Annotated in this window: 26 protein-coding genes, 7 tRNA genes and 1 pseudogene; 21 read left to right on the forward strand and 13 right to left on the reverse strand. The window is 72.4% G+C overall.

Translation table 11 applies throughout. The annotated features are described in order from the left end of the window. Nucleotides 1–131: pseudogene (locus tag E2E34_RS36200) on the forward strand (zf-TFIIB domain-containing protein); the annotation flags it as partial. Nucleotides 132–189: 58 nt separating this feature from the next. Here the strand turns inward: E2E34_RS36200 and E2E34_RS03500 are convergent. The 5 genes from E2E34_RS03500 to E2E34_RS03520 form a co-directional block, all read right to left on the reverse strand. Then, a tRNA-Val gene (locus E2E34_RS03500) sits at nucleotides 190–264 on the reverse strand. Between the two features lie 39 nt (nucleotides 265–303). Continuing rightward, nucleotides 304–375 (reverse strand) — tRNA-Val (locus tag E2E34_RS03505). Between the two features lie 29 nt (nucleotides 376–404). Further along, nucleotides 405–476, reverse strand: a tRNA-Val gene (locus tag E2E34_RS03510). A gap of 1 nt (nucleotide 477) precedes the next feature. After that, nucleotides 478–551, reverse strand: a tRNA-Cys gene (locus E2E34_RS03515). Nucleotides 552–591: 40 nt separating this feature from the next. Continuing rightward, a tRNA-Gly gene (locus E2E34_RS03520) sits at nucleotides 592–664 on the reverse strand. A 143-nt stretch (nucleotides 665–807) separates the two neighbouring features. Here E2E34_RS03520 and E2E34_RS03525 point away from each other — a divergent pair. The 3 genes from E2E34_RS03525 to E2E34_RS03535 all read left to right on the forward strand — a co-directional run bounded on the left by E2E34_RS03525 (nucleotide 808) and on the right by E2E34_RS03535 (nucleotide 3,605). Further along, entirely contained in the window at nucleotides 808–1,872 is a 1,065-nt protein-coding gene (locus E2E34_RS03525) for a chorismate-binding protein (protein WP_138900414.1), read from the forward strand. After that, nucleotides 1,869–2,690, forward strand: coding sequence for an aminotransferase class IV (locus tag E2E34_RS03530; protein WP_138900415.1), 822 nt, complete (start codon nucleotides 1,869–1,871; stop codon nucleotides 2,688–2,690). The genes E2E34_RS03525 and E2E34_RS03530 overlap by 4 nt, the downstream gene beginning before the upstream one ends. A 69-nt stretch (nucleotides 2,691–2,759) precedes the next feature. Continuing rightward, nucleotides 2,760–3,605 carry a GNAT family N-acetyltransferase gene (locus tag E2E34_RS03535; RefSeq protein ID WP_138900416.1) on the forward strand — a complete coding sequence of 282 codons (846 nt, stop codon included), beginning with the start codon at nucleotides 2,760–2,762 and terminating at the stop codon, nucleotides 3,603–3,605. A 24-nt stretch (nucleotides 3,606–3,629) separates the two neighbouring features. Here the strand turns inward: E2E34_RS03535 and E2E34_RS03540 are convergent, their stop codons facing one another. Then, the gene (locus E2E34_RS03540) at nucleotides 3,630–4,136 is read right to left on the reverse strand and encodes a DsbA family protein (RefSeq protein WP_138900417.1); all 507 of its coding nucleotides are present in this window, start codon (nucleotides 4,134–4,136) and stop codon (nucleotides 3,630–3,632) included. 156 nt (nucleotides 4,137–4,292) lie between these two features. On the opposite strand from E2E34_RS03540, the gene E2E34_RS03545 reads away from it, so the two are divergent. Together E2E34_RS03545 and E2E34_RS35245 are read left to right on the forward strand one after the other, a co-directional pair. Then, nucleotides 4,293–4,742 (forward strand): hypothetical protein, encoded by a 450-nt coding sequence (locus E2E34_RS03545; protein WP_138900418.1) that lies wholly within the window; start codon nucleotides 4,293–4,295, stop codon nucleotides 4,740–4,742. A 195-nt stretch (nucleotides 4,743–4,937) separates the two neighbouring features. Continuing rightward, nucleotides 4,938–5,090: a hypothetical protein gene (locus E2E34_RS35245; protein ID WP_167368049.1), complete on the forward strand. Its 153-nt coding sequence runs from the start codon at nucleotides 4,938–4,940 to the stop codon at nucleotides 5,088–5,090. Nucleotides 5,091–5,123: 33 nt separating this feature from the next. Here E2E34_RS35245 and E2E34_RS03550 read toward each other — a convergent pair whose 3' ends face one another. Continuing rightward, a complete protein-coding gene (locus E2E34_RS03550; RefSeq protein ID WP_138900419.1) occupies nucleotides 5,124–5,681 on the reverse strand; it encodes a CGNR zinc finger domain-containing protein in 558 nt (185 codons plus the stop codon). A gap of 191 nt (nucleotides 5,682–5,872) precedes the next feature. Beyond that, nucleotides 5,873–6,286 (reverse strand): SsgA family sporulation/cell division regulator, encoded by a 414-nt coding sequence (locus E2E34_RS03555; protein WP_003987206.1) that lies wholly within the window; start codon nucleotides 6,284–6,286, stop codon nucleotides 5,873–5,875. Nucleotides 6,287–6,476: 190 nt separating this feature from the next. Between E2E34_RS03555 and E2E34_RS03560 the strand changes: the two genes are divergently transcribed. Then, nucleotides 6,477–6,932 (forward strand): TIGR02611 family protein, encoded by a 456-nt coding sequence (locus E2E34_RS03560; RefSeq protein ID WP_138900420.1) that lies wholly within the window; start codon nucleotides 6,477–6,479, stop codon nucleotides 6,930–6,932. A gap of 54 nt (nucleotides 6,933–6,986) precedes the next feature. Beyond that, nucleotides 6,987–7,058 (forward strand) — tRNA-Val (locus E2E34_RS03565). A 47-nt stretch (nucleotides 7,059–7,105) separates the two neighbouring features. Here the strand turns inward: E2E34_RS03565 and E2E34_RS03570 are convergent. After that, nucleotides 7,106–9,634: an SCO7613 C-terminal domain-containing membrane protein gene (locus E2E34_RS03570; RefSeq protein WP_138900421.1), complete on the reverse strand. Its 2,529-nt coding sequence runs from the start codon at nucleotides 9,632–9,634 to the stop codon at nucleotides 7,106–7,108. A 90-nt stretch (nucleotides 9,635–9,724) separates the two neighbouring features. Between E2E34_RS03570 and E2E34_RS03575 the strand changes: the two genes are divergently transcribed. Further along, nucleotides 9,725–10,171 carry an SRPBCC family protein gene (locus tag E2E34_RS03575; RefSeq protein ID WP_138900422.1) on the forward strand — a complete coding sequence of 149 codons (447 nt, stop codon included), beginning with the start codon at nucleotides 9,725–9,727 and terminating at the stop codon, nucleotides 10,169–10,171. A gap of 39 nt (nucleotides 10,172–10,210) precedes the next feature. Next, nucleotides 10,211–10,282 (forward strand) — tRNA-Val (locus E2E34_RS03580). Nucleotides 10,283–10,363: 81 nt separating this feature from the next. On the opposite strand, the gene E2E34_RS03585 is transcribed toward E2E34_RS03580, so the two are convergent. Then, complete coding sequence (locus tag E2E34_RS03585) at nucleotides 10,364–11,092, reverse strand: 3'-5' exonuclease (RefSeq protein WP_138900423.1); 729 nt, start codon at nucleotides 11,090–11,092, stop codon at nucleotides 10,364–10,366. A gap of 186 nt (nucleotides 11,093–11,278) precedes the next feature. Here E2E34_RS03585 and E2E34_RS03590 point away from each other — a divergent pair, with 186 nt between their 5' ends. From E2E34_RS03590 to thrS, 3 genes are all read left to right on the forward strand, one after another. Continuing rightward, entirely contained in the window at nucleotides 11,279–11,845 is a 567-nt protein-coding gene (locus E2E34_RS03590) for a DUF4365 domain-containing protein (protein ID WP_138900424.1), read from the forward strand. Next, nucleotides 11,845–13,089 (forward strand): hypothetical protein, encoded by a 1,245-nt coding sequence (locus E2E34_RS03595; protein WP_138900425.1) that lies wholly within the window; start codon nucleotides 11,845–11,847, stop codon nucleotides 13,087–13,089. The genes E2E34_RS03590 and E2E34_RS03595 overlap by 1 nt, the downstream gene beginning before the upstream one ends. 89 nt (nucleotides 13,090–13,178) lie before the next feature. After that, entirely contained in the window at nucleotides 13,179–15,155 is a 1,977-nt protein-coding gene (thrS, locus tag E2E34_RS03600) for a threonine--tRNA ligase (RefSeq protein ID WP_138900426.1), read from the forward strand. 47 nt (nucleotides 15,156–15,202) lie between these two features. On the opposite strand, the gene E2E34_RS03605 is transcribed toward thrS, so the two are convergent. Continuing rightward, complete coding sequence (locus E2E34_RS03605) at nucleotides 15,203–15,865, reverse strand: potassium channel family protein (RefSeq protein ID WP_244315490.1); 663 nt, start codon at nucleotides 15,863–15,865, stop codon at nucleotides 15,203–15,205. Nucleotides 15,866–15,931: 66 nt separating this feature from the next. On the opposite strand from E2E34_RS03605, the gene E2E34_RS03610 reads away from it, so the two are divergent. Next, nucleotides 15,932–16,495, forward strand: coding sequence for an HIT family protein (locus tag E2E34_RS03610; RefSeq protein ID WP_138900428.1), 564 nt, complete (start codon nucleotides 15,932–15,934; stop codon nucleotides 16,493–16,495). Nucleotides 16,496–16,516: 21 nt separating this feature from the next. Here E2E34_RS03610 and E2E34_RS03615 read toward each other — a convergent pair whose 3' ends face one another. Next, on the reverse strand, nucleotides 16,517–18,172 hold the full coding sequence (locus E2E34_RS03615; RefSeq protein ID WP_138900451.1) for an AbeC-like domain-containing protein: 1,656 nt from the start codon (nucleotides 18,170–18,172) through the stop codon (nucleotides 16,517–16,519). Nucleotides 18,173–18,370: 198 nt separating this feature from the next. Next, nucleotides 18,371–20,578 carry an elongation factor G-like protein EF-G2 gene (locus E2E34_RS03620; protein WP_138900429.1) on the reverse strand — a complete coding sequence of 736 codons (2,208 nt, stop codon included), beginning with the start codon at nucleotides 20,576–20,578 and terminating at the stop codon, nucleotides 18,371–18,373. Between the two features lie 268 nt (nucleotides 20,579–20,846). Here E2E34_RS03620 and pgsA point away from each other — a divergent pair, with 268 nt between their 5' ends. From pgsA to E2E34_RS03655, 7 genes are all read left to right on the forward strand, one after another. Beyond that, the gene (pgsA, locus tag E2E34_RS03625; protein WP_138900430.1) at nucleotides 20,847–21,509 is read left to right on the forward strand and encodes a phosphatidylinositol phosphate synthase; all 663 of its coding nucleotides are present in this window, start codon (nucleotides 20,847–20,849) and stop codon (nucleotides 21,507–21,509) included. Next, the gene (locus E2E34_RS03630) at nucleotides 21,506–22,417 is read left to right on the forward strand and encodes a phosphatidylinositol mannoside acyltransferase (protein ID WP_138900431.1); all 912 of its coding nucleotides are present in this window, start codon (nucleotides 21,506–21,508) and stop codon (nucleotides 22,415–22,417) included. Before pgsA ends, E2E34_RS03630 begins: the two co-directional genes overlap by 4 nt. Next, nucleotides 22,414–23,574, forward strand: a complete 1,161-nt coding sequence (locus tag E2E34_RS03635) for a glycosyltransferase family 4 protein (RefSeq protein WP_138900432.1) — start codon at nucleotides 22,414–22,416, stop codon at nucleotides 23,572–23,574. The genes E2E34_RS03630 and E2E34_RS03635 overlap by 4 nt, the downstream gene beginning before the upstream one ends. A 60-nt stretch (nucleotides 23,575–23,634) precedes the next feature. Beyond that, nucleotides 23,635–24,180 (forward strand): hypothetical protein, encoded by a 546-nt coding sequence (locus tag E2E34_RS03640; protein ID WP_138900433.1) that lies wholly within the window; start codon nucleotides 23,635–23,637, stop codon nucleotides 24,178–24,180. A gap of 102 nt (nucleotides 24,181–24,282) precedes the next feature. Next, complete coding sequence (gene pdxS / locus E2E34_RS03645; RefSeq protein WP_138900434.1) at nucleotides 24,283–25,191, forward strand: pyridoxal 5'-phosphate synthase lyase subunit PdxS; 909 nt, start codon at nucleotides 24,283–24,285, stop codon at nucleotides 25,189–25,191. An 8-nt stretch (nucleotides 25,192–25,199) separates the two neighbouring features. Next, a complete protein-coding gene (gene pdxT, locus E2E34_RS03650) occupies nucleotides 25,200–25,790 on the forward strand; it encodes a pyridoxal 5'-phosphate synthase glutaminase subunit PdxT (protein WP_138900435.1) in 591 nt (196 codons plus the stop codon). 63 nt (nucleotides 25,791–25,853) lie between these two features. Next, nucleotides 25,854–26,606, forward strand: coding sequence for a YebC/PmpR family DNA-binding transcriptional regulator (locus tag E2E34_RS03655; RefSeq protein ID WP_138900436.1), 753 nt, complete (start codon nucleotides 25,854–25,856; stop codon nucleotides 26,604–26,606). Nucleotides 26,607–26,705: the final 99 nt, after the last annotated feature.

A 26,705-nucleotide genomic window follows, 5' to 3' on the forward strand; every position in this document is an offset into this window, starting at 1 on the left:
CCCAGGGTTACCCCGCCGCCCCCGCGCCCGCCTGGGGCGCCCCGCAGCACGGCCACCACGGCGGGCACCAGCAAGGCCACTACGGCGGGCACCGGCAGAAGGGCTTCGGCCGGATGCTCTTCTCGTCCTGACCCGACCGGCACACGAAGCAGCCCCCGGCCGATGTCCCGGCCGGGGGCTGCTTGCTGGTGGTGCGCGATACTGGGATTGAACCAGTGACCTCTTCCGTGTCAGGGAAGCGCTCTCCCGCTGAGCTAATCGCGCGGGATTCATTCAGTTGATCTTGCGGTCGTGCTGACTGCGTGCGCGATACTGGGATTGAACCAGTGACCTCTTCCGTGTCAGGGAAGCGCTCTCCCGCTGAGCTAATCGCGCGGGACGGACACCCGTTTCCGGGGTTCCAGTGGACGATACTGGGATTGAACCAGTGACCTCTTCCGTGTCAGGGAAGCGCTCTCCCGCTGAGCTAATCGTCCTTGGAGGTGGAGACGGGATTTGAACCCGTGTAGACGGCTTTGCAGGCCGTTGCCTCGCCTCTCGGCCACTCCACCAGGAGTGAATGACAGGGGGTCGGGAAGATCCCCCACACCGAGCGGACGACGAGATTCGAACTCGCGACCCTCACCTTGGCAAGGTGATGCTCTACCAACTGAGCCACGTCCGCTTGTCTTACCGGGGCGTTCCGTGTCCCGGCGACGTGTTGAACTCTAGCGGATTCCGGGGCCAGTACAAAAACGCGTTTGTGCAGCGTGCTGCGCTGCCTCCGCCCCGGCGCAGGTCATCGCGGTCCGCTCTAGACTCGGGGCCGTGCACGACCTTCCCCCTTTGGCCCGCTTCGGCGGCCTTGTCGCCACCGATCTGCGCGATGTGACCAGCGATCCCGCCGCACTCGACTCCGCCGGCTTCTGGGCCGTCACCGCGGACTTCGAGGGCGGTCTCGTGTGCGCCCGCTTCGGCGACGTGCGCACCGAACCGGTCCCCGCCCCGGTGCCCGGGGCCTGGCTCGGGCCCTCGGCCGGTGACTGGACGTCGTCGATGGACCGCGCCGCGTACACGGCCGGAGTGCGCCGTATCCGCGAGCACATAGCCGCCGGCGACGTCTACCAGGCCAACCTGTGCCGCGTCCTGACCGCGCCGCTGCCCGACCGGGCCGGTGCGCGGGCCGACGTGGACGCGCTCACCGCCCTGCTCGCGCGGGGCAACCCGGCGCCGTACGCGGGAACGATCCGGCTGCCCGCGCACGGCGTCGAGATAGCCACCGCTTCCCCCGAGCTCTACCTGCGGCGCGACGGGCGGACCGTCGAGTCGGGGCCCATCAAGGGCACCGGACGCACGGCCGGCGATCTCCTGGAGAAGGACCACGCCGAGAACGTGATGATCGTCGACCTGGTGCGCAACGACCTCGGACGGGTCGCCGTCGCCGGCTCCGTGACCGTGCCGGAACTGTGCGTGGTCGAACCGCACCCCGGCCTCGTCCACCTCGTCTCCACGGTGCGCGCCGAACTCGCGCCCCGCGCCGGGTGGGCCGAGCTGCTCGGGGCGACGTTCCCGCCGGGCTCGGTCACCGGCGCGCCCAAGTCGAGCGCCCTGGCGATCATCGAGGCGCTGGAGACCGCGCCGCGCGGCCCGTACTGCGGAGGCGTCGGCTGGGTCGACGCCGACCGCGGCACCGGCGAGCTGGCCGTCGGCATACGCACCTTCTGGATCGACCGCGCCCTCCCCGGCGGCCCCGTCCTCCGGTTCGGTACGGGTGCGGGCATCACCTGGGGCTCCGACCCCGAGCGCGAGTGGGCGGAGACCGAACTCAAGGCGTCCCGGCTGCTCGCGGTAGCGTCGGGCACCTACCGGGAGACGGGAAGGACCGCGTCATGAAACTCTGGGTCGACGGCGGGCTGCGGGATGCGGCGACCGCCAGGGTGTCCGTACTCGATCACGGACTGACCGTGGGCGACGGCATCTTCGAGACGGTGAAGGCGACCGCCGGGCGGACCTTCGCCCTCACCCGCCACCTGGACCGGCTGGCCCGCTCGGCGCGCGGCCTCGGGCTGCCCGAGCCGGACCTCGACGAGGTGCGCAGGGCCTGCGCCGCCGTGCTGGAGGCCAATCCCATGGCGCTCGGCCGGCTGCGGATCACGTACACCGGCGGCCTGTCACCGCTCGGCTCCGAGCGCGGCGACACCGGCCCCACCCTGATCGTCGCGGTGGGGGAGGCGGCCCGCCGGCCCGACAGCACCGCCGTGATCACCGTCCCCTGGACGCGCAACGAGCGCGGCGCGCTCACCGGCCTGAAGACCACGTCGTACGCCGAGAACGTCGTCGCACTTGCCCGCGCCCACGAACACGGGGCGTCGGAGGCGCTGTTCGCGAACACCGTCGGGCAGCTCTGCGAGGGCACCGGCTCCAACGTCTTCGTCGTACTCGAAGGCCGGCTGCTGACCCCGCCGGTCTCCTCCGGCTGCCTGGCGGGCATCACGCGCGCCCTGGCCGCCGAGTGGACGGGCGCCGAGGAGGCCGACCTGCCGATGGACGCGCTGGAGCGGGCCGACGAGGTCTTCCTGACGTCCACGCTGCGCGACGTGCAGGCGGTGCACCGGGTCGACGGCCGTCAACTGCCCGGCGCGCCGGGCCCGGTGACGGCCAAGGCGATGCGGGTCTTCGACGAACGGGCCGCGTCCGACCTGGACCCGTAGGCCGCCCGGCCGGAGGTGTCCGCCCCGCGGGGATGACGGACGGCCGTCCGGCGGGTAGAACTCCCCCTGATGACCACGACTCTGCGGCCGACAGCGCCGCTTCAGCAGGGCCTCGACGGCGCGAGGTCACGTACGTACGACGTGTGCGTGAACAGCCGCCCGGTCGGCGCCGTCGAACTGTCCGCGGACCCCCGCGCCGGCGGCGTGGGCGCCGTCGGCCGGATCGCCGCACTGCGCATCGACGAGCCCGACCGGCGCCGTGGCAGGGCGACGGTCGCCGCGCTCGCCGCCGAGGAGGTGCTGCGCGGCTGGGGCTGTGGGCAGGTGGAGATCTCCGTTCCGGCGGGGGCGTCGGCCGCGCTCCGCCTGGCGGCGGCCCTCGGCTACACGGAACGCCGCCGCGTCATGACCAAGGCGCTGCCCGCACAGCCGCCCGGCCTGCCCGGGGGCGTCGTGGGCAGGCCGATGACCGAGGACGAGTTCGCGACCTGGCTCGTCCACACCAAGGCCGGGTACGTCCGGACCCTGACCGCGCGCGGCTGGTCCGAGGAGGCGGCGCGGGCCAAGTCCGAGGCGGACCACGCGACCGCCCTGTCCGGCGGGGCCGCCACCCCGGACACGTACCTGGGCGTTCTGGTCCGCGACGGCGCGGTGGTGGGCACGCTCTGGCTGGCGCTGCGCCACCCGCACCCGGGGCAGAGCGGGTCCTACGTCTTCGATGTCGAGGTGCCGGCGGAGTGCCGGGGCCAGGGGCTCGGGCGGGCGCTGCTGCTGCTCGCGGAGCGGGAGACGCTGGCGGCCGGGCTGGAGCGCGTGGGACTCAACGTCTACACGGACAACACCCCGGCCCTGCGGCTGTACGAATCGCTGGGCTACGAACCGGTGTCGTACCACCTCTTCAAGCAGCTGCTCTGACGCGGCGTCGCGGGCCGCGTGCGGTCAGCCGAGCAGCCGGTCGACGATCGCCTCGATACGCGCGCGCAGCCCCTCCTGGCTCTTGCCGCCGTCCAGGCGCTCGCCGTCGATCACGTACGTCGGCGTACCCGTGACACCGATGGCCTTGCCCTCGGCCTGGTCGGCGTCGACGATCAGCAGGTGCCTGCCGTCGATCAGGGCGGTGTCGAACTCCTCCGCGTCCAGCCCGAGTCCGGCCGCGACCTCCAGCAGCAGGGGCTCGCCCTTGGCCGCCAGCTCCTCGTTCCGGGCGAGCACGGCCTCCACGTACGGCCAGCCCTTGCCCTGGTCGACGGCCTCCTCCGCGGCCTGCGCGGCGGCGTAGGCGTGCTTGTGCTTCTCGAGGGGGAAGTGGCGCAGGCGTACGTCGAGCCGGTCGCCGTAGCGCTCACGCAGGGCACGCACGTCGTCCAGGGCGGCGTGGCAGTCGGGGCACTGGAGCTCGCACCAGACGTCGAGGACGACGGGGCGGGCGGAGGAGGAATCGGTCATGGGGCCAGTCTTCCAGCCCCGGCCCCCGCGCCCCAACCGGGACCTGGGGAGGAGCGCGCCCCCGAGATCTCCCTGAGGTCCGCCGGGGGCATGGCCCGGCCGGCGCGGTCCGGTGCAGGATGGAGGGGAACGCACACCCTGGGGCTGGAGGACCGGATGCTGGCAGAGACCATCTGTTCCGCGGTGTCCGCGGCCGGTCTGGGCATCGCCGCGATCACCGCGTACCGCAAGCGATTCCTGGCCGCGACGCGCATCGCCGCGTACGCGCTCGTGCCGGTCGGGCTGGTGATGACCGGTGTCGTCGAGTGGGTTTCGGGCATCGCCCTCAAGCCGCAGGTCTGGGCGGGATTCGGCGTGCTCGCCCTGTCCTGGGTGCTCTTCATGACCACCAGGGCGGTGGAGCGCCGCGGCGGCGGCACCCGCAAGGAGCGCCGGGCCGCGCGGGCGGCGGGGCGCGAGGCAGCCGCTCCGGGAGCGGCCGCGCCGTCGCTCGCCGCGGGGGCCCCGGCGGCCGCGCCGCAGCGGCGGCAGGGGTCCGGCGCGAAGGCGCGGGGCGGCGACGATTTCAGCGACATCGAGGCGATCCTGAAGAAGCACGGCATCTGAGGAAGCACGTCATCCGCGCGGGCACGCCATGGGCGGCCCGGCGCGCGGCGGTGCGGCTTGTGAAGCGAAAGCTGGCAACTCGGATGCCGAAGTGATCAGTGGAAGATCGCGTATGGCCAAGATCCGGCGAACTGCGGGCGCAGGTGGGCGTGTTGGTCGTAGGGGGTGGTCGGCCTGCGTCATCATCGGCCCGAGATGCTGGACACATCCCGGGGCGAGGCCCCCGCACCCACCGAAGAACCGCGCGGCTGCCTGTTCGCGCTTTCCCAGCCACCCCTGATGATCTTCCTCGGGGTGATCGGCTTCCTGTTGCTGATGGCCGCGATGCACGACCTCTTCCTGCTGTGAGGCCCCTGCTGCCGGGCGGCGCCGCGCGCCGCGTCAGCCCGCGGCTTCCTTGCGCCGCGCCCGGTACGCCGCCACGTGCAGCCGGTTGCCGCAGGTGCGGCTGTCGCAGTAGCGGCGGGACCGGTTGCGCGACAGGTCGACGAAGGCCCGTCGGCAGTCCGGTGCCTCGCACCGGCGCAGCCGCTCCTGCTCGCCCGAGACCACGATGAAGGCCAGCGCCATGCCGCAGTCCGCCGCGAGGTGGTCGGCGATCGAGGCGCCGGGCGCGAAGTAGTGCACGTGCCAGTCGAAGCCGTCGTGGTCGGTCAGCCGGGGCGTGGTGCCGGCGGCCGCCACGAGCTGGTTGATCAGCTCCGCACAGGCCCGGGGGTCGGGCGCCGCGAACACCTGCGCGAAGCGCCCTCGCACGTCCCGTACGGCCCTCAGGTCCGCGCCGGTGAGCGTTCCCACGTCGCTGACGTGGTGGAGGCGCACAAAGCCGTACAGCGCCTCGATGTCGGCGAGCCGGTCGCCCTGGTCGCTCTCCGGTGCCGTGTTCACCAGATCGACGACGACGTCGAGGGCGCGCCGGGTGTCGTGGGGGATCAGCACGATTCGCTCCCTGGCCTGCCGCGGGCGGGCGCCCGCAGATGCCGGACGACTTTAGCGGCTCGTGCGTGAAGCGCACCGGCGCCGTCGCCGCGGTGGTATCCGCGGAGACGGCGCCGGTGTGTGCCGTATGCAGTTGTCCGCCCCTCGCCGTCGCCCCGAGTCGGACGGCGCTGGGTGGCTCTCGGTCTGGCTCAGTTCTCCGCCAGGATGTGTGAGAGTTCGGTGTCGAGGTCGAAGTGGCGATGCTCGGTGCCCGGTGGAACCGCGGCGTCCGTCCGCTTGAGGAACGATTCCAGGGCCCGCGCCGGGGCCTCGAGCAAGGCTTCTCCTTCCGGGGAGCTCAGTGCGATGCAGACGACACCCTGGCCGTGGCTGCGGGACGGCCAGACTCTGACGTCTCCGGTACCGGTGGGCCGGTGCAGGCCCTCGGCGAGGAGATCGCGGGCGAACACCCACTCGACGGTTTCCTCGGCTCCGGTGTGGAAGGTGGCATGCACGGCATAGGGATCGGCCGTGTCATACCGCAGGCCCGCGGGTACAGGCAGTGATGACTCGCTCGACACTACGAGGCGCAGGTGCAGCTCGCAGCTGACCGTGGTGTTCATAAGCGCCAGGGCCTTTCGCTCAGTGTGCGCTCGGGGATTCGCACGTCGGCGAAATCGACATGCCACCTACGGTGTCGTTGTAAACCCCTCTGACCTTTTTGCGGCGCTTCAGGTACCTCGTACGGCGGAGTGACACTTGAGGCAGTACGACCATTCCAGCCACGCGATCACGTCCGGTAGGTTGGGCTTCATGAACGCGGAGAGTAACGAGCGGGAAGAAGTCGTCGGCCCGGCGACCGCAGAGCCCGCCGAGGGGGGCGCGACCGGGGGCGAGCGGGAGCTCGGGTCGCGGGCGCCGCAGGTCGTCAAGCGCTATCGCACCCTGCACCTGAGCTGGCAGGTCGGGGTCTTCGTCATCGGTCTGGCGGTCGTGGCGGCGGGCGTGGTCATGCTGCCGCTGCCGGGACCCGGCTGGCTGGTGATCTTCGGCGGCATGGCGATCTGGGCCACCGAGTTCGTGTGGGCACAGCTGGTCCTGCGCTGGACGAAGCGGAAGGTCACCGAGGCGGCGCAGAAGGCGCTCGACCCCAGGGTCCGGCGGCGCAACCTGATCCTGACGACGGTCGGTCTGGTGATCGTCGCGGTGCTGGTCGGGATCTACGTCTGGAAGTTCGGCATGGCGATGCCCTGGAACATCGACGAGTGACCGGCAGGGGGTTCGGGGGACCCGCTGACATGGGGTAATGTGTGCGGAGCGCCGGGGCGATTAGCTCAGTGGGAGAGCGCTTCGTTCACACCGAAGAGGTCACTGGTTCGAACCCAGTATCGCCCACCCGGACCGAAGGCCCGGAAGACGAGAGTCTTCCGGGCCTTCGGCGTTCACCGCATCCGCCCCAGCGTGTCCCGCAGCCGGCGCGCGTCGCGCAGCCGCTGCTCGTACGTCGCCCCGACCGCCAGCAGCAGCAGCCCGGCGAGGGCCGGCGGCAGCCAGCGGGGGAGCGCGCCGACGACCTGGACGACGTACGGCGCCAGCTCGTGCAGCGCGACCAGGGCGAGCACGGTGGAGCCGAGCACCAGCAGCGCCTGGAGCCGGTGCCTGGCGCCCGTGAGGGTCACCGCCAGCGCCGCCGCCCCCAGCAGCAGCGGGCGCAGCCAGTGCCCGTCGCCCCAGGCCGCGATCAGGCTCGGCAGGAGGGTCGCGGCGAGACCGGGGCCGTACGCCGTCCAGGACGAGGCCCGCGGGTCGCGCCGCCGGCGCAGCAAGCCGATCACCAGAGCCGGCACGGTCACGGGCAGCGTGTACGCCTCCGGCGTGGCCACGTCCGAGGCGCCGAGGCGGACCCAGGTGGCCAGCACGAGGAGAGCGGCCGCCGCGTACCCGACGGGGCGCCGGTCGGCCCGTACGGCCGTGCCGGCGGCGATCACCCCGCACAGGGCCAGGACCAGCGCGAGCGTGGGCGCGTCGCCCGTCGCCAGCGCGATCGCGACCAGCGCCGCCGCCGCGCCCGACACCTCCAGGGGCAGCGCGGTGACGTGCCCGCGGACCCGGGCGGCGAGTACGGCGGCGAGCGCCGGCACGGCGAGGACCAGCAACGCGGCCCGGTGCGCCGGCAACTCCATCGAGGCGGCGAAGGCACCGCTCAGCCCGGTCGCGAACGCGACGGCCGCGGCGGCGGAGGCGGCCGGGACGACGGGCCCGCCGCCGAGCACGGCGGCCGTCGCGAAGAGCGCCAGCAGCACCCCGAGCACGGCGAAGGTCGCGGCCTGCGCGGCCAGCGCCAACAGCGAGACGGACAGGGCCGCCGCGAGGGCGCAGCCGAACGCGGTGAGCGCGACCGGCCCGCCGGGCGCGTGTCCCGCACCGGCGGCGGTGGGGCGTACCGCGAGGGCCAGGGGCGCGGCGGTCAGGAGCGCGTAGACGGCGAGGGCCACCGGGTGGCCGAGGCCGAGGGCCGCCGGGACGCTGTACGCCGCCGCCCAGGCCAGGGCCAGGGCGCCGCACGCCGCCGGCTCGCGCCGGGCGCGGCCCGGGGAGGTGCGGTGATGCGCCACCGCGAGGACGGCGGCCGCGATGAGCAGGACCACCGGGGTGGTGGAGGGCCAGGGCCAGGACGTCCCGGAGGCCAGCGCCTCGCGGGCCCCGGCGGGGGCGCCCGACCAGACGCGTTCGGCCCAGCGGACGGGCCCCAGGACGGCGACGGCGACCGGCGGCAGCGCCCACAGCGCGCCCAGCGCCAGCACGGCGCCCGACGACCCGGCCGCACCCAGGACCATCGGGCGCGGCAGGCCCGGCCGTACGGCGGCCAGCATCGCCACGGCGCACAGCACGTAGACGGGTACCGCCCACGCGCCCGGCACGACGGGCCGCAGCACCCCGCCGACGGCGGCCAGTACGGCCAGCGCGGCCACGGCCCAGGCGGCGACGGCGTGCGGCGACCAGGCGGCGGGGACCGAGGCGGCCCCCGCCGCCGGGGCACCCGCCGGAGCGCCGGCCGGCTGCGGTGTGCCGTGCGGCGCGGGTTCCGGTGCCCCGCCGCCGCGCGGCGCCGGCGTCCACCGGGCGGCGAACGCCGCCAGGGCCGCGACGGCCAGCAGCAGTGCGCCCGGGCGCACCGCTGCGCCGAAGCCGCCCGCCGCCACGGACAGCGCGCCGGCGCCCAGCAGCGTCCCCGCTCCCGCCGCCCAGGCCAGGACGCACGCCAGGGGACGGACCCCGCGGCCCCTGCCCCGCAGTGCCACGGCGACGTCGAGCGCCGCCGTCGCCAGCAGCGCCCAGGTGAGCGTGAGCGGACCCGCGTCGGCGGCCACCGCCCAGAGCAGGAAGGGGAGCTGAGCGGCGATCAGCGCCGCGGGCAGCGGCAGGCGCAGCCGGCCCAGGCCCAGACCGTACGCCGCCCAGAGCGCCGCCAGCGCCGCCGAACCGCCCGCGGCGTACGCGAGCGCGTCCGTGTCCGGCATCGCCACCCGGTGCAGGGCGTACACGTCGAGGACCGTGAGGGCGAGGCCGAGCGCGGCCACCGACTCGGCGGTCGACACGAGCCCCCGGCGCAGCAGCGCGGCGGGCGCCGCCAGCGCCAACGCCGTGACGGCGGCCAGCACCGCCGAGCGGCCGCCGATGCCCAGGTGGCCCCAGCTGACCAGGGTGAAGGCGACGGCGGCGATCGTCAGCAGGACGCCGCCGAGCGTGAGCAGCACGTTCTGCGCCCCGCGCGGCGAGGCGTCCCGAGGGGCGGGCGGCGCGAAGGGGTGAGAGGGGCTCGGCGGGTACTGCGCGGCGACGGCGGACTGCCGCATGACATCGAGCAGCCAGGCCCTGCGGGCCAGCAGTTGGGCGCGACGGGCTTCGAGGTGTCCCAGTTCGCGGTCGAGGATCACCAGTTCCTCGGCGGGCGGTGGCGCGTTCTCCATGCCGATGAGTGTGGTGGCCGCCACACTCCGGGACATGGGTTCTGATACTCAGATCGGTGCGTGAGTACGCCACGCGGGCACACTCCGGGCATGAACTGGAGCCACTACCGCTTTCGCAGCGTGTGGGACCTGCCCGCCCCGCCCGGCGCGGTCTACACCGCCCTCGAACAGGTCGACGCGTACCCCCGTTGGTGGCCGCAGGTGCGGGGCGTCACCCGTCTCGACGAGAGCACGGGCGTCGTCCGTGTGCGCTCCTTCCTGCCGTACGAACTGGTCGTCACCGTGCGCGAGAAGCGGCGCGTGCCCGAAGCCGGCGTGCTGGAGGTCGCCATGAGCGGCGACATGGACGGCTGGGCCCGCTGGACGGTGCGGCCGCGCGGCGCGGACGGGACGCGCGCCGTGTACGAGCAGGAGGTCGAGGTCCGCAAAGCCCTGGTGCGCCGGCTCGCCGTACTCGGGCGCCCCCTCCTCATCGCCAACCACGCGCTGATGATGCGCGGCGGGCGTCGTGCGCTCGCGGCGGCCCTCGCGGTTTGAACCCAACCCGCGAGGGGTTGTATGGTTCAGTCCGTTCCCGGGCGATTAGCTCAGTGGGAGAGCGCTTCGTTCACACCGAAGAGGTCACTGGTTCGAAACCAGTATCGCCCACCCGGGAAAGGCCGGTCCGTCACCGACGGACCGGCTTTTTCGTGCCCCCGCACCGTGCGGGTGTCCCGTGCGCCCGGCCGGTCAGGCGGCGGCCGCCGGGATCTCGGGGCGCAGGGGCCACGCCGGATTCACCGCCTCCTCCGACCCGTTGCGGGCGAACCACGCCTGCAGACCGCGTGCCTGCGCCGCGTGCCACACCGCCTGGAGGGAGTGCAGCTCGGCGGGCGAGAGCCGTTCGAGACGCGCGGCGAAACGGCGGCCCAGCGCGCGTACGACCTCCAGCGAGGCGGTCGCGTCGGCGGCCGCGTCGTGCGCCCCGTCCAGCTCCACCTCGTACTGCGCGCACAGGTCGGTGAGCGTACGGCGGCCCTTGCGGTAGCGGTCGAGATGCTTGTCCAGGACGCGCGGGTCCAGTACGCACAGCGGGCGGCTGTCCAGATAGCGCGTCAGCGAGGACGCCCGGTGTCGGCGCAGCTCACGGTCCAGCAGCGTCAGATCGAACGGCGCGTTCATCACGACCAGCGGCCGGCGGGCGATGCTCTGCTCGGTCAGGCACCTGGCTATCTCCTCCATGACGGGGGCGGGCCAGCGGCCGTTGCGCTGGAGATGATCGTCCGTCAGGCCGTGGATCGCGGCCGCTTCGGCCGGCACCGGGATGCCCGGATTCACCAGCCAGCGCGTCACCCGCACCCGCCCGCCCGGCGCGTCCTGCACGACCAGCGCGGCGGAGACGATGCGGTCCTCCTCGACATCCACCCCCGTCGTCTCGGTATCGAACGCGGCGAGGGGTCCTTCGTACCAGCACGTCATGTCGAACTCCTCTTGCTCCCATGGCAGATGGCGTGCGTCCCCTGCCCGAACCGGTGATACCCGGGACGTTTGCCCGGTACGCCGTTTGCGGGGCAGGCGGAGCGGAGACAACACAGGTGACGGCACGGGCGGTTGACGGACCGTCGCGGGGAAAGATCGGCAACAGCCCGGAAGGCACCGTCAGCCATGGCGCTCACGCAGCCCGAACCGGGCGGGCTGCTGCCCGAGCGGATCGCACCGCTGCGCGGCGGACTCGCCACCACCGCCTGCATGGAGACTCTTCAGGTGGGCTATCTGCACGCGGTCGCGGCGGCCGCGGGATGCTCTCTCTCACAGCCGTTCCCGGACAACGGCATCGACTGGCACGTGAGCCACAGCGCTCCCGAGCACACGGTCGACGACGAAGTCACCATCAAGGTGCAGCTCAAGTGCACCTACCAGATCCCGCCGCACCCGGCCGGCGGCGCCTTCTCCTTCACGCTCGACAACGCGCACCTGGAGAAGCTCGCCCGCAGCCCGGTGTCGGTGCACAAGATCCTGGTCGTGATGATCGTGCCGCGGACCCAGGAGGACTGGCTGCGCGCCGGCCACGACCGGCTCGACCTGCGGCACTGCTGCTACTGGACCAACCTGGCCGGACACCCGGTGACGGGCAGGCGCAGGACCACCGTGCGGATCCCGACCTCGCGGATGTTCGACGACCGCGCGCTCTGCGAGATCATGACCCGGGTCGGGGCGGGAGGGAGACCCTGATGCGGCACCGGCCGAACGACGAGCCCGTACGACCACACCCGAGCACGGAGCCCGACGGCGGCTTCGCCGCGGGGCCCGGCGTCTGGGACGCCTGCGTGGGGCCCGACCCCGCGCAGGTCGACCCCGCCGTGCTCGGCGTGCTCCTCGCCCGGCACGGCTGGCGGCGGCGCGGCGGCGCGGCGGGGCGCTACGCGCGCTGGACCCCGCCGGGTCCCTCCGGCGGCGCCACCAGCCTGCTCGTACCGGAAAGCAGGGCGTTCCCCGACAGCGACGACCTGCTCGGCGAGGCGCTGACCGCGCTCGCCCGCTGCGCCGCGCCCTCCGCCCGCGAGGTGCTGGTCTCGCTCGCCGTGCCGAGCGACGAGATCAGGTGGTGGCGCGACGTACCGGAGAGCCCTTCGGGAGCCGCGTCCTGGACGGCGCAGGAGCAACTGCGCTCGGCGGCACGCCAGTTGCTGCTCGCGGGGGCGCTCGCCGCGCGGGGGCGCGCCGGGTACTACGGCGCGCGGCACCGGCGGCAGGCGCAGGCGTCGCTGGAGGGCGTCCTGGTGGGACCGGCGCCCGGCGGGCGGGCGCTCACCGCGTTCGTACCGGTTCAGGTGGGGCGCGGGGCGGTCGTACGGCTGCACCACGCGCTGCACGCCGCCCGCGAGGCCGTCGACTACCAGCGGGCGACGGGCGGCATGGACGCCTTCGACTCCGCTGTCGAGGCGGGGGTGAGCCGCGAGCTGACGGACGCGGTGATCGCGCTGGTGCACGGCTCGGAGGGCGCGCGGATCGGGCTGGAGTGGTCGCCGGGCGCCGGAGTGCCCGAGGGGTGCGCGGCGCGTCCCGAGGCGGTCGAGTTCTCACCCGGCGACCTGCCGGCGCTGCGCGCGGCGGCCGCGCGCTACACGCTCGACGAGCCGTCCGTCGCGGTACGGATCACCGGCGCCGTCGTGCGGATGCGGCGCTCGGGGCCGCGCGGGTCCGGCACGGTGCGGCTGCGTGTCCTGGCGGGCGCGGAGGTGCCGCACGTACGGATGGTGCTCGACGAGGAGGCGTACCGGATAGCGGGCCACGCCCACCTGGTCGGGCTGCCGATCAGGGTCCACGGGCAGCTGGAGAGCCGGGGCGGTTTCCGGCGGCTCACCGGCGCGCGGAGTGTGGTGCCCGTGCAGGTGGACGACGCGGAGCGGGACCGGCTGATGAAGTCGCTCCACGAGAACCTGGACTTTTTCGAGGAGGCGTGCGGCGGGGATTAACCGTTTCGCGAGGAGGTCACCCGGCTCGGTACAGTTACTAGCCACGCGCGCAAGCACTTACGCGCGACCCCCTCAGTCAGGAGAGACCGGTGTCAGACGTCCGTGTGTTCATCCAACGCGATTCCGAGCGGGAAGAGCGCGTGGTGACGACGGGCACCACGGCGGCGGAACTCTTCCCCGGCGAGCGCACCGTCGTGGCCGCGCGGGTGGCCGGCGAGCTGAAGGACCTGGCGTACGTCGTCGCGGACGGCGAGGAGGTCGAGCCGGTCGAGATCTCGTCCGAGGACGGCCTGAACATCCTGCGCCACTCGACCGCGCACGTGATGGCGCAGGCCGTGCAGGAGCTCTTCCCCGAGGCGAAGCTCGGCATCGGCCCGCCGGTCAAGGACGGCTTCTACTACGACTTCGACGTCGAGAAGCCGTTCACCCCCGAGGATCTCAAGGCCGTCGAGAAGAAGATGCAGGAGATCCAGAAGCGCGGGCAGCGCTTCTCGCGCCGCGTCGTCACCGACGAGGCCGCGCGCGAGGAGCTGGCGGACGAGCCGTACAAGCTGGAGCTCATCGGCATCAAGGGCTCCGCGTCCAGCGACGACGGCGCGGACGTCGAGGTGGGCGGCGGCGAGCTGACCATCTACGACAACCTCGACGCCAAGACCGGCGACCTGTGCTGGAAGGACCTCTGCCGGGGTCCGCACCTGCCCACCACCCGCAACATCCCCGCGTTCAAGCTGATGCGCAACGCCGCCGCCTACTGGCGCGGCAGCGAGAAGAACCCGATGCTCCAGCGCATCTACGGCACCGCGTGGCCGTCGAAGGACGAGCTGAAGGCGCACCTGGAGTTCCTCGCCGAGGCCGAGAAGCGCGACCACCGCAAGCTCGGCAGCGAGCTGGACCTCTTCTCGATCCCCGAGCAGATCGGCTCCGGCCTCGCCGTCTTCCACCCCAAGGGCGGCATCATCCGCCGGGTCATGGAGGACTACTCGCGCCGCCGGCACGAGGAGGAGGGGTACGAGTTCGTCTACACCCCGCACGCCACCAAGGGGAAGCTCTTCGAGACCTCGGGTCACCTGGACTGGTACGCCGACGGCATGTACCCGCCCATGCAGCTCGACGAGGGCACGGACTACTACCTCAAGCCCATGAACTGCCCGATGCACAACCTGATCTTCGACGCGCGGGGCCGGTCCTACCGTGAACTGCCGCTGCGCCTCTTCGAGTTCGGGACCGTGTACCGGTACGAGAAGTCCGGCGTCGTGCACGGCCTGACCCGTGCCCGCGGCTTCACCCAGGACGACGCGCACATCTACTGCACCAAGGAGCAGATGGCGGAGGAGCTCGACCGTACGCTCACCTTCGTCCTCGGCCTGCTGCGCGACTACGGCCTGACCGACTTCTACCTGGAGCTGTCCACCAAGGACCCGGAGAAGTTCGTCGGTTCGGACGAGATCTGGGAAGAGGCCACCGAGACGCTGCGCCAGGTCGCCGAGAAGCAGGGGCTTCCGCTGGTCCCGGACCCGGGCGGCGCGGCCTTCTACGGCCCGAAGATCTCCGTCCAGTGCAAGGACGCCATCGGCCGCACCTGGCAGATGTCGACCGTGCAGCTCGACTTCAACCTGCCGGAGCGCTTCAACCTGGAGTACACCGGCCCCGACGGCAGCAAGCAGCGCCCGGTGATGATCCACCGCGCCCTGTTCGGCTCGATCGAGCGCTTCTTCGCGGTGCTCCTGGAGCACTACGCGGGCGCGTTCCCGGCGTGGCTCGCCCCCGTGCAGGCGGTCGGCATCCCGATCGGCGACGCGCACATCCCGTACCTCCAGGAGTTCGCCGCCGACGCGAAGAAGAAGGGGCTGCGGGTCGAGGTCGACGCCTCTTCGGACCGGATGCAGAAGAAGATCAGGAACCAGCAGAAGCAGAAGGTCCCCTTCATGATCATCGTCGGTGACGAGGACATGAACGCGGGCACCGTCTCCTTCCGCTACCGGGACGGGTCGCAGGAGAACGGCATCCCCCGCGAGGAGGCGCTGGCGAAGATCGCCGACGTCGTGGAGCGCCGCGTCCAGGTGTGACGGCCCCTCCCGTGCGCGCACGGTGAGAACAGGCCCCGGCGGGGCGGTCAGCCCGCCGGGGGCCTGTTCTCGTCCTCCTGCGCGAACGTCTGGATCAGCCAGGCCGAGAAGGAGCCCGTCACCGCTCCCAGCAGTGCCAGGCCGCCGCCCATCATGCCGACCGCGATGAGCCGGCCGGCCCACGTCACCGGCGCCACGTCCCCGTACCCCACCGTCGTCAGCGTCGAGCAGGTCCACCACAGGGCGTCTCCGAAGGTACGGATCGACGCGCCGGGCGCCGCGTGCTCCTGGTGGTAGACGGACAGGGCGCCGGCGAAGCCCAGCAGCACGGCCGTCAGACCCGCGTACGTGATCACCCGGGCGTGCAGGCTCAGCCGGGGCCGGTCCCGCCTGCGCTGCACCGCCCCGTACACCCGCACCATGCGGACCGGGCGCAGCAGCGGGAGCACCAGCACGACGGTGTCCAGCCAGTGGGTGCGGACGAACCCCATCCTCCGGCCCGACAGCCGCCACCGCACCGCGTAGTCGGCGACGAACAGCGCCCACAGGCTCACGGTCACCGCCACGCACGCGTCCCGCCAGACCGGGGCCAGGTCGTGCGCCAGCACGCGGACCGCGTAGGAGGCGAGGAAGAGGAGCGACGCGGCGAAGAGCGGAAGCTCGGCCCGCTCCTCCCACCGCCCCAGCGGACTGTCGCGATCGTCGTGCATCGGCCCAGCATGGCCGCCGGGTGGCCCGCCTCGCCCCGGCGACACGTCCGGCGGGTGCCAAGTCATATGCTGCACTCCATGACGATTGAGCCGGAGCAGCAGATCGGAGTGGGGACGCCGGACGCGTTCCAGCGCCTGTGGACGCCCCACCGGATGGCGTACATCCAGGGGGAGAACAAGCCGACCGGTCCGGGGGCCGAAGACGGCTGCCCGTTCTGCTCGATTCCGGCGAAGTCCGACGAGGACGGGCTCGTCATCGCGCGCGGCGAGCACGTGTACGCGGTGCTGAACCTCTACCCGTACAACGGCGGCCACCTGATGGTCGTCCCGTACCGCCACGTCGCCGACTACACGGACCTCGACGACGCCGAGACCGCCGAGCTCGGTACCTTCACCAAGCGCGCGATGACGGCCCTGCGCACGGCCTCCGGCGCCCAGGGGTTCAACATCGGGATGAACCAGGGCTCGGTCGCCGGGGCGGGCATCGCCGCCCACCTGCACCAGCACGTGGTGCCGCGCTGGGGCGGCGACACCAACTTCATGCCGGTCGTCGGGCACACCAAGGTCCTGCCGCAGCTGCTGGGGGACACCCGCACGATGCTCGCCGACGCCTGGCCCGAGGCGCGCTGAGCGGGCCGCCTACCGGCGGGCCTACGCGTCGTAGACGTCGGCCTTCCTGGGCGCCGCGTCCTGGACCAGGCCGCTGAGGACGAGGGACCGGTTGGTGAAGCGGTCGGTGTCCACGCCGTGATCGTCGAGCACGCGGATCGCCGCCGCGTGCACCACACGCAGTACGGGCGTGGCCGCGCGCATCGCGTCGTCGGCCATGAAGCGGTGCCGCCAGGGCTTCTCGGCCCAGGCGTGCCGCAGGCCGAAGGGCTCGGGGAGCACGATCTTGCCGCCGAAGTAGTCGAGGACCGGCGGGAACCACGTGAACGGGGCGCGCACCGCCAGCCTGACCACCTCGTTGGCGTCGACGAGCGGCAGGTTCTTGTCGACCGTCTCCCAGAACCTGACCGGCTTGCTGACCGTGACCGTCTTGGCCGCGGGCTTCGTGGTGAAGAGCGAGTGGACCGGACCCAGCGCGTGGCCGGTGACCTCGATGCGCAGCGTCTCGTGCAGCACGGTGACCGTGATCAGCATGGTGATGACCAGCTGGCCGTCCCACAGGGTGAACTGCACGCCCAGGTAGTGGCGGTTCCCGGCGCCGAACTGCTGCTCGTTGCAGATCCGCTGTATCTCGTGGCCCTTGATCTGGAACGCGTCGACGTCCTGGCCGTCGGGCCTGGCCACCTCGCCCGCGTTCTCACCGATCGGGGCGACGATCCAGTGCCGTACGGACGGCTTGGGGAAGCCGCCGGTGTGCAGCGGGCCGCGCTCCAGCATGCGCAGCTGGTCGTGGATGGCGCGGATGACGTCCCAGCTGCGGAAGCCGTGGATCTCCTTGCCGGCCTCGCGGGGAACGAGCTCCTCGGCGAGCTGCCAGCTGCCCCAGCGGGTGCCCATGCCGAGTATCCCCTTGGGGCCCGCGTAGAAGACCGAATTGCTGTACTGCTCGGCGGTGAGCTTCGCGAGCGACTGGCGCAACTGCTCGGCGGCGGACTCGTTGGGGTCGCGGGGCACGGCTTCGGGGATCTTCGCGCCCACGCCGCCGCCACTCAGCAGGCCCTCCCAGCGGGCCCGCATGTCCTTGGCCGTGGACTCGCTGATCCGCTTGGCCAGCACCCAGCCGACGACGGGGGCGACGAGCATCGCCCGCAGGTAGATCGCCAGGACTCCGTCGAGGGGCAGCATGACGAGGAGGATCAGGAGGAGGCCGCCCACGGCGACCAGGGCGGCGGTGCCGAACGCGCCGGCCCGCTTGCCCTGGGCGCCGGCGATCGTGCGGCGCAGCTGGAACACGGCGAGCCAGATGAGCAGGCCGGGCAGGAAGAGCAGGCCGAAGAGCGCCATGACGGCGGTGAGCCTGGCGTCCCGCTCCTTGCGGATGCGGGTGGCGGCGAGGCAGTGCTCGACGACGGTCTGCGGCTCGGTGCCGAAGGACTGGATGAGCGCCTTGCGGGCCCCGCCGAGCATGCGCACCTGGACGGCGCGCGAGAAGGCCTCGCCCAGGTTCGGTTCGAGGAGGGAGAGCTTGCCCTTCTTCACCTCGGACTTGTGCCATTCGCTGTTGGCCTTGAGGATCTCGGTCACCGGGCTGTCGCGGTACGCCGCCGAGGCCAGGGCCTGCGTCGCGGCCGTCTGGCCCGCGGCGCCCTGGAGCGGGACCTGCGCCCCCGGTGAGAAGTCGAACCCGTCATCCGCCACTGCTGCCCCCATCGCCGCACGCAACCGCTCCTGCGGCCTTTGCCCAACTGCCCTGCCCCGCACACCTTCCGGAACGGGGCGCCCCGGAGCACACCAGCGTATCCGGCGCGGCCGGGTGCGGCCCCGGGGATGACCCTGCCCGTCATCGGACAGTGAAATGCCGCCCGTCGCAATCGAATTGGACGGGCGGCCTGCCAACTATGATCCGTTTTCGGCCTGTTCGCGGATCCTGCCGGACAGCTGCGGCGGCATCGGCTCGTGGCGGGCGTACGAGCGGCTGAACCGCCCGGTGCCGTGCGAGACCGACCGCAGGTCCACGGCGTACCGCCCGATCTCGATCTCCGGGACCTCCGCGCGCACGAGCGTGCGCCCCTGCCCCGCCTGCTCGGTCCCGACCACGCGCCCCCGCCGTCCCGACAGGTCGCTCATCACCGGCCCCACGTACGGGTCCGGCACCAGCACCACCACCTCGGCGACCGGCTCCAGGAGATGGATCCGCGCCTCGGCCGCCGCCTCGCGCAGCGCCAGCGCGCCCGCCGTCTGGAACGCCGCGTCGGAGGAGTCGACCGAGTGCGACTTCCCGTCGGTCAGCGTGACCCGTACGTCCACCAGCGGGTGGCCGGCGGCGACGCCCCGCCCCGCCTGCGCGCGTACCCCCTTCTCCACGGACGGGATGAACTGGCGCGGCACCGCGCCGCCCACGACCTTGTCCACGAACTCGATGCCGCTCCCCGGCGGCAGCGGCTCCACCTCGATCTCGCAGATCGCGTACTGGCCGTGGCCGCCGGACTGCTTCACGTGGCGCCCGCGCCCGAACGCCTTCGCCCCGAACGTCTCGCGCAGCGACACCTTGTGCGGTACGACGTCCACCCGCACCCCGTACCGGCTGCGCAGCCGCTCCAGCGCGACGTCGCGGTGGGCCTCGCCCAGGCACCACAGGACCAGCTGCCGGGTGTCCTGGTTCTGCTCCAGGCGCATCGTCGGGTCCTCGGCGACCAGCCGGGCGAGCCCCTGGGAGAGCTTGTCCTCGTCCGCCTTGCTGTGCGCCTCGATGGCGAGCGGCAGCAGCGGGTCGGGCATGGTCCACGGTTCCATCAGCAGCGGGTCGTCCTTCGACGACAGGGTGTCCCCGGTCTCGGCCCGCATGAGCTTGCCGACGGTGGCGATGTCGCCCGCGATGCAGCGGTTCAGGGTGCGCTGCTGCTTGCCGAACGGCGAGGACAGGGCGCCGATCCGCTCGTCCGCCTCGTGGAGGTCCTGGCCCTCGTGGTCGCGGTCCGTCAGGCCGTGGCCCGACACGTGCACCGTCTCGTCGGGCCGCAGGGTGCCGGAGAAGACCCGTACCAGGCTGACCCGCCCGACGTACGGGTCGGACGCCGTCCTGACCACCTCGGCGGCCAGTGGCCCGTCGGGGTCGCAGGTGACCGGCGGGCGTGGCCGGCCGTCCGGTGTGGTGACGGCGGGCGCCTCGTGCTCGGCCGGGGTCGGGAAGCCGCCCGTGATCAGCTCCAGCAGCTCGACCGTGCCGATGCCCTCGCGGTTCCCGTCCGTCGGCGGGGCGGCGGCGAGCACCGGATGGAATGTGCCCCGCGCCACGGCCCGCTCCAGGTCGTCGACGAGCGTCTTGTAGTCGATCTCCTCGCCCGCGAGGTACCGGTCCATGAGGGTCTCGTCCTCGCTCTCGGCGATGATCCCCTCGATCAGCCTGCTGCGGGCCGCCTCGATCCGCGGCACCTGCTCGCCGTCCGGCGGCGAGTCCTTGCGCTCGCCGGACGAGTAGTCGAAGACCCGCTGCGACAGCAGGCCGACGAGCCCCTCGACGGGGGCGTGGCCGTCCGCTCCCTGGGGCCCGTACAGCGGCAGGTACAGCGGCAGTACGGCGTCGGGGTCGTCGCCGCCGAAGGTCCGCGCGCAGACCCGGGTCATCTCGTCGAAGTCGGACCTGGCCGCTTCGAGGTGCGTGAAGACGATCGCCCGCGGCATGCCGACCGCCGCGCACTCGTCCCAGAGCATCCGGGTCGAGCCGTCCACCCCGTCCGAGGCCGAGACGACGAAGAGGGCGGCGTCCGCCGCCCGCAGTCCGGCCCGCAGCTCCCCGACGAAGTCGGCGTATCCGGGGGTGTCGATGAGGTTGATCTTCACGCCGCCCCATTCGACGGGGACCAGCGACAGCTGCACCGAGCGCTGCTGGCGGTGCTCGATCTCGTCGTAGTCGGAGACGGTCGCGCCGTCCTCGACGCGGCCCGCCCTGTTGACCGCTCCCGTCGCCAGCGCGAGAGCCTCGGTCAGGGTCGTCTTGCCCGATCCGCTGTGGCCGACCAGCACGACGTTGCGTATCGACGAGGGCCGGTCGGCCGTTGCCGCCCTGCCGGCGGCTCCGGGGTGGGTGTGCGTCTTACCGCCCATGATCCTTGCCTCCCAGTTCGAGCACGGTGAGGAGAGGGGGCGCGGACATGTGGGAGCCGCAGTGACGAGGCGACACCAGTGACGCCCGCGGTCATTCGAGCTTTCCACTCCGGCCACGGCGCGTCCATACGTAGTACGCGACCGGCAGGCGCCAGGAGCCCCTGTGACGGCCCGGCGATGCCCCGGCACGGTCACAGGCGGGTCGTCGCTACGATGGGCCAGCCGGTGGCCATAGGGGCCGCACGGCGCACCGACCCTCGGGAAGGCCATGCTGAACAAGTACGCGCGTGCATTCTTTACGCGTGTCCTCACACCGTTCGCCGCGTTCTTGCTCCGCCGAGGGGTGAGCCCCGACGCGGTGACGCTCATCGGTACGGCCGGAGTGATGGCGGGTGCGCTGGTCTTCTTCCCCCGGGGAGAGTTCTTCTGGGGCACGATCGTCATCACGCTGTTCGTCTTCTCCGACCTCGTCGACGGCAACATGGCGCGGCAGGCGGGGGTGTCGAGCCGCTGGGGCGCCTTCCTCGACTCGACCCTCGACCGGGTCGCCGACTCGGCCGTCTTCGGCGGAATCGCGCTCTGGTACGCGGGCCGCGGCGACGACAACGTGCTGTGCGCGGTCGCGATCTTCTGTCTCGCGAGCGGCCAGGTCGTCTCGTACACGAAGGCCCGCGGCGAGTCCATCGGACTGCCGGTGGCGGTCAACGGCCTCGTGGAGCGCGCCGAGCGGCTCGTCATCACGCTCGTCGCCGCCGGACTGGCCGGACTGCACGGCTTCGGCGTGCCCCGCATCGACGTCCTGCTGCCCTTCGCGCTGTGGATTGTGGCCGTGGGCAGCCTCGTCACGCTCGGCCAGCGGGTCGTGACCGTACGCAGGGAGGCGGCCGAGGCGGACGCCGCCGCCGCGCCGGGGAGTGAGGCCACCTCGTGAGCGGCGCCAGGGAACGGCTGACGGACGGCCTGTACGGCCTCGGGTGGGCCACCGTCAAGAAGCTGCCCGAGCCGGTGTCCGTCGCCCTGGGACGCCGGATCGCGGACACCGTCTGGAAGCGGCGCGGGAGCAGTGTGCTGCGCCTGGAGTCCAACCTCGCCCGGGTCGTCCCCGACGCCGGCCCCGAGCGCCTGGCCGAGCTGTCCCGGGCCGGCATGCGCTCGTACATGCGCTACTGGATGGAGTCCTTCCGGCTGCCCGCGTGGAGCAAGGAGCGCGTCGGCGACGGTGTGGAGGTCCAGGAGGTGCACCGTCTGACGGAGGCCCTGGACGCCGGGCGGGGCGTCGTGCTCGCGCTGCCGCACCTGGCCAACTGGGACCTCGCGGGCGCCTGGGTCACCACCGCGCTCGGAGTCCCGTTCACGACCGTCGCCGAGCGGCTCAAGCCCGAGACGCTGTACGACCGGTTCGTCGCGTACCGCGAGAGCCTCGGGATGGAGGTCCTGCCGCACGAGGGCGGCAGCGCCTTCGGGACCCTGGCGCGGCGGCTGCGCGCCGGCGGCCTGGTCTGCCTGGTCGCCGACCGCGACCTGTCGGCGTCGGGCACCGAGGTGAAGTTCTTCGGCGACACGGCGCGGATGCCCGGCGGGCCCGCGCTGCTCGCCCAGCAGACCGGGGCGGTGCTGCTGCCCGCGACCCTCTGGTACGACGACTCACCGGTCATGCGGGCACGGGTCCACCCGCCCGTCGACGTACCGGAGACCGGCACGCGGGCCGAGAAGACGTCCGTCATGACGCAGGCGCTCGCGGACGCCTTCGCCACCGGCATCGCCGAGCACCCCGAGGACTGGCACATGCTGCAACGGCTGTGGCTCGACGACCTCGAGCCGCGTCAGGAGACTTCGTGAAGATCGGCATTGTCTGTCCGTACTCGTGGGACGTTCCGGGCGGCGTCCAGTTCCACATCCGGGACCTGGCCGAGCACCTCATCGGGCTCGGGCACGAGGTCTCCGTCCTGGCGCCGGCCGACGACGAGACGCCGCTGCCGCCGTACGTCGTCTCGGCCGGCCGGGCCGTCCCGGTGCCGTACAACGGCTCGGTCGCCCGCCTGAACTTCGGGTTCCTCTCCGCCGCGCGGGTACGGCGCTGGCTGCACGACGGCACCTTCGACGTCATCCACATCCACGAGCCGACCTCGCCGTCGCTCGGGCTGCTCGCCTGCTGGGCCGCGCAGGGGCCGATCGTCGCCACCTTCCACACCTCCAACCCGAAGTCGCGGGCGATGATCGCGGCGTACCCGATCCTCCAGCCGGCGCTGGAGAAGATCAGCGCGCGCATCGCGGTCAGCGAGTACGCGCGCCGCACGCTGGTCGAGCACCTGGGCGGGGACGCGGTCGTCATCCCCAACGGGGTCGACGTCGACTTCTTCGCGAAAGCGGAGCCGAAGGCGCAGTGGCAGGGGCGGACGATCGGCTTCATCGGCCGCATCGACGAGCCCCGCAAGGGCCTGCCCGTCCTGATGCGCGCGCTGCCGAAGATCCTGGCCGAGTGCCCCGACGCGCGGCTGCTGGTGGCGGGGCGCGGGGACGAGGAGGAGGCGGTCGCCTCGCTGCCGAAGGAGATGCGCGGGCGCGTCGAGTTCCTCGGCATGGTCAGCGACGAGGACAAGGCGCGGCTGCTGCGCAGTGTCGACCTGTACGTCGCGCCGAACACCGGCGGCGAGAGCTTCGGCATCATCCTCGTGGAGGCGATGTCGGCGGGCGCCGCCGTCCTGGCGAGCGACCTCGACGCGTTCGCGCAGGTGCTCGACCAGGGGTCCGCGGGCGAGCTCTTCGCCAACGAGGAAGCCGACGCGCTGGCCTCGGCCGCGGTGCGGCTGCTCGGCGATCCGGAGCGGCTGGCCGAGCTGCGGCTGAAGGGCTCGGCGCACGTACGGCGCTTCGACTGGTCGACGGTGGCGGCCGACATCCTGTCGGTGTACGAGACGGTGACGGACGGCGCCGCGTCGGTGGACACCGACGAACGTTCGGGGCTGCGGGCGCGGTTCGGGCTGGCCCGGGACTGATCCGGGCCGGGCGCCGGTGGCCGGCCGGGGCTCCGCCGGGCCCGGGTAACGTAGCCGCCCGTGACCGCAACCCTCATCTGGATCGTCGTAGCCCTCTTCGCGATCGGGCTGTACCTCAGCTGGACCGCGGGCCGGCTGGACCGCCTGCACGCCCGTATCGACGCCTCCCGCGCCGCGCTCGACGCCCAGCTGCTGCGCCGCGCCTCGGTCACCCAGGAGCTGGCGACCTCCGGGGTGCTCGATCCCGCCGCGTCGATCCTCCTCTACCAGGCGGCGCACGCCGCCCGGCAGGCCGAGGAGGACCACCGGGAGGTGGCGGAGAGCGAGCTCAGCCAGGCCCTGCGGGCGGTGTTCGGGGAGACGGCGCAGGTCGAGGCGGTCAAGGAGGCCCCCGGCGGTGAGGACGCGGCCGGGGAGCTGGCGGCGGCCGTGCGCCGGGTGCCGATGGCCCGGCGCTTCCACAACGACTCCGTACGCGCCGCACGGGCGCTGCGCCGCCACCGCAAGGTGCGCTGGTTCCGGCTGGCGGGCCACGCGCCGTTCCCGCTGGCCTTCGAAATGGACGACGAGCCCCCGGTGGCGCTGGCCGACCGTCCCGGCAGCTGACAAAACGATCCACCGGCTGCGCATTGGCCCTTGCGGTGGACTGGTCGGGCGATGTTCTCTCAGAGACAGCAAGAACCTTCTTTCTCCGAGTGAGGTCCATCCGTGTCCAGCACCAGCAACTTCCAGGCCCCCGAGACCGGCACCGCACGCGTGAAGCGCGGCATGGCGGAGCAGCTCAAGGGCGGCGTGATCATGGACGTCGTCAACGCCGAGCAGGCGAAGATCGCCGAGGACGCGGGCGCCGTGGCCGTCATGGCGCTGGAGCGCGTGCCCGCCGACATCCGCAAGGACGGCGGCGTGGCCCGGATGTCCGACCCCAACATGATCGAAGAGATCATCGAGGCCGTCTCGATCCCGGTCATGGCCAAGTCCCGCATCGGCCACTTCGTCGAGGCCCAGGTCCTCCAGTCCCTCGGCGTCGACTACATCGACGAGTCCGAGGTGCTGACCCCGGCCGACGAGGTCAACCACTCCGACAAGTGGGCCTTCACCACCCCCTTCGTCTGTGGCGCCACCAACCTGGGCGAGGCCCTGCGCCGTATCGCCGAGGGCGCGGCCATGATCCGCTCGAAGGGTGAGGCCGGCACCGGCAACGTCGTCGAGGCCGTCCGCCACCTGCGCCAGATCAAGAACGAGATCGCCAAGCTGCGCGGCTTCGACAACAACGAGCTGTACGCCGCCGCCAAGGAGCTCCGCGCCCCGTACGAGATCGTCAAGGAGGTCGCCGAGCTCGGCAAGCTCCCGGTGGTGCTGTTCTCCGCCGGTGGCGTCGCCACCCCCGCCGACGCCGCGCTGATGCGCCAGCTCGGCGCCGAGGGCGTCTTCGTCGGCTCCGGCATCTTCAAGTCCGGCGACCCGGCCGCCCGCGCCGCCGCGATCGTGAAGGCCACCACCTTCTACGACGACCCGAAGATCATCGCGGACGCGTCCCGCAACCTCGGCGAGGCCATGGTCGGCATCAACTGCGACACCCTCCCCGAGACCGAGCGCTACGCCAACCGCGGCTGGTAGTGCCGGACATGAGCAACCCTGTGATCGGCGTCCTGGCTCTCCAGGGCGACGTACGGGAGCACCTGGTCGCCCTGGCCGTGGCGGACGCCACGGCCAGGCCGGTCCGGCGCCCCGAGGAGCTCGCCGAGATCGACGGCCTGGTCATCCCCGGTGGCGAGTCCACCACCATGTCCAAGCTGGCCGCGCTCTTCGGCATGCGGGAGCCGCTGCGCGAGCGGATCGCGGACGGCATGCCGGTCTACGGCACCTGCGCCGGACTGATCATGCTCGCCGACAAGATCCTCGACCCGCGCTCGGGCCAGGAGACGTTCGGCGGCATCGACATGATCGTGCGCCGCAACGCCTTCGGACGGCAGAACGAGTCGTTCGAGGCCCAGGTCGAGATCGCCGGCATCGAGGACGGCCCCGTCGAGGGCGTCTTCATCCGCGCCCCGTGGGTGGAGTCGGTCGGCGCCCGGACCGAGGTGCTCGCGGAGCACGACGGCCACATCGTCGCCGTCCGCCAGGGCAACGCCCTCGCCACGTCGTTCCACCCCGAACTGACGGGCGACCACCGGGTGCACCGGCTCTTCACAGAGATGGTGCGCGCCGTACGCTGACGGGATCCCGGTAGGATCTCTGCCGAACGCAGCAGTGTTTGGTGACGCGAAGGAGACAGGCGGATGTCCGGCCACTCTAAATGGGCTACGACGAAGCACAAGAAGGCCGTGATCGATGCCAAGCGCGGCAAGCTCTTCGCGAAGCTGATCAAGAACATCGAGGTCGCGGCCCGCACCGGCGGCGCCGACATCGACGGCAACCCGACCCTCTTCGACGCCATCCAGAAGGCGAAGAAGAGCTCCGTCCCCAACAAGAACATCGACTCCGCGGTCAAGCGCGGCGGCGGTCTCGAGGCGGGCGGCGTCGACTACGAGACCATCATGTACGAGGGTTACGGCCCCAACGGCGTCGCGGTGCTCATCGAGTGCCTCACCGACAACCGCAACCGCGCCGCCTCCGACGTGCGGGTCGCCATGACCCGCAACGGCGGCTCGATGGCCGACCCCGGCTCCGTCTCGTACCTCTTCCACCGCAAGGGCGTCGTGGTCGTCCCCAAGGGCGAGCTGTCCGAGGACGACGTGCTCGGCGCGGTCCTCGACGCGGGCGCCGAGGAGGTCAACGACCTCGGTGAGTCCTTCGAGGTGCTGAGTGAGGCCACCGACCTGGTCGCGGTCCGGACCGCGCTCCAGGACGCCGGCATCGACTACGACTCGGCGGACGCCAACTTCGTCCCGACCATGCAGGTCGAGCTCGACGAGGAGGGCGCGCGGAAGATCTTCAAGCTGATCGACGCGCTGGAGGACAGCGACGACGTGCAGAACGTCTTCGCCAACTTCGACGTGTCCGACGAGGTCATGGAGAAGGTCGACGCCTGACGCTCCGGTCAGCGGCGCGAAACAGCGGCGGGCCGACGGGACACACCCGTCGGCCCGCCGCTTTGTCACTGGCACCCGATAGCCTGCACAAACAGGTGA

It is taken from the genome of Streptomyces albidochromogenes (assembly GCF_005981925.1).
GTDB lineage: Bacteria > Actinomycetota > Actinomycetes > Streptomycetales > Streptomycetaceae > Streptomyces > Streptomyces albidochromogenes.

Coding starts and splice junctions, on each gene's coding strand:
- E2E34_RS03590 (WP_138900424.1), top strand. CDS start 11,279: ATGGCGCTCACGCAGCCCGAACCGGGCGGGCTGCTGCCCGAGCGGATC.
- E2E34_RS03605 (WP_244315490.1), bottom strand. CDS start 15,865: ATGCACGACGATCGCGACAGTCCGCTGGGGCGGTGGGAGGAGCGGGCC.
- E2E34_RS03535 (WP_138900416.1), top strand. CDS start 2,760: ATGACCACGACTCTGCGGCCGACAGCGCCGCTTCAGCAGGGCCTCGAC.
- E2E34_RS03530 (WP_138900415.1), top strand. CDS start 1,869: ATGAAACTCTGGGTCGACGGCGGGCTGCGGGATGCGGCGACCGCCAGG.
- E2E34_RS03555 (WP_003987206.1), bottom strand. CDS start 6,286: ATGAACACCACGGTCAGCTGCGAGCTGCACCTGCGCCTCGTAGTGTCG.
- E2E34_RS03655 (WP_138900436.1), top strand. CDS start 25,854: ATGTCCGGCCACTCTAAATGGGCTACGACGAAGCACAAGAAGGCCGTG.
- E2E34_RS03570 (WP_138900421.1), bottom strand. CDS start 9,634: ATGGAGAACGCGCCACCGCCCGCCGAGGAACTGGTGATCCTCGACCGC.
- E2E34_RS03585 (WP_138900423.1), bottom strand. CDS start 11,092: ATGACGTGCTGGTACGAAGGACCCCTCGCCGCGTTCGATACCGAGACG.
- E2E34_RS03620 (WP_138900429.1), bottom strand. CDS start 20,578: ATGGGCGGTAAGACGCACACCCACCCCGGAGCCGCCGGCAGGGCGGCA.
- E2E34_RS03560 (WP_138900420.1), top strand. CDS start 6,477: ATGAACGCGGAGAGTAACGAGCGGGAAGAAGTCGTCGGCCCGGCGACC.
- E2E34_RS03595 (WP_138900425.1), top strand. CDS start 11,845: ATGCGGCACCGGCCGAACGACGAGCCCGTACGACCACACCCGAGCACG.
- E2E34_RS03575 (WP_138900422.1), top strand. CDS start 9,725: ATGAACTGGAGCCACTACCGCTTTCGCAGCGTGTGGGACCTGCCCGCC.
- E2E34_RS03540 (WP_138900417.1), bottom strand. CDS start 4,136: ATGACCGATTCCTCCTCCGCCCGCCCCGTCGTCCTCGACGTCTGGTGC.
- E2E34_RS35245 (WP_167368049.1), top strand. CDS start 4,938: ATGCTGGACACATCCCGGGGCGAGGCCCCCGCACCCACCGAAGAACCG.
- E2E34_RS03610 (WP_138900428.1), top strand. CDS start 15,932: ATGCTGCACTCCATGACGATTGAGCCGGAGCAGCAGATCGGAGTGGGG.
- pgsA (WP_138900430.1), top strand. CDS start 20,847: ATGCTGAACAAGTACGCGCGTGCATTCTTTACGCGTGTCCTCACACCG.
- pdxT (WP_138900435.1), top strand. CDS start 25,200: ATGAGCAACCCTGTGATCGGCGTCCTGGCTCTCCAGGGCGACGTACGG.
- E2E34_RS03545 (WP_138900418.1), top strand. CDS start 4,293: ATGCTGGCAGAGACCATCTGTTCCGCGGTGTCCGCGGCCGGTCTGGGC.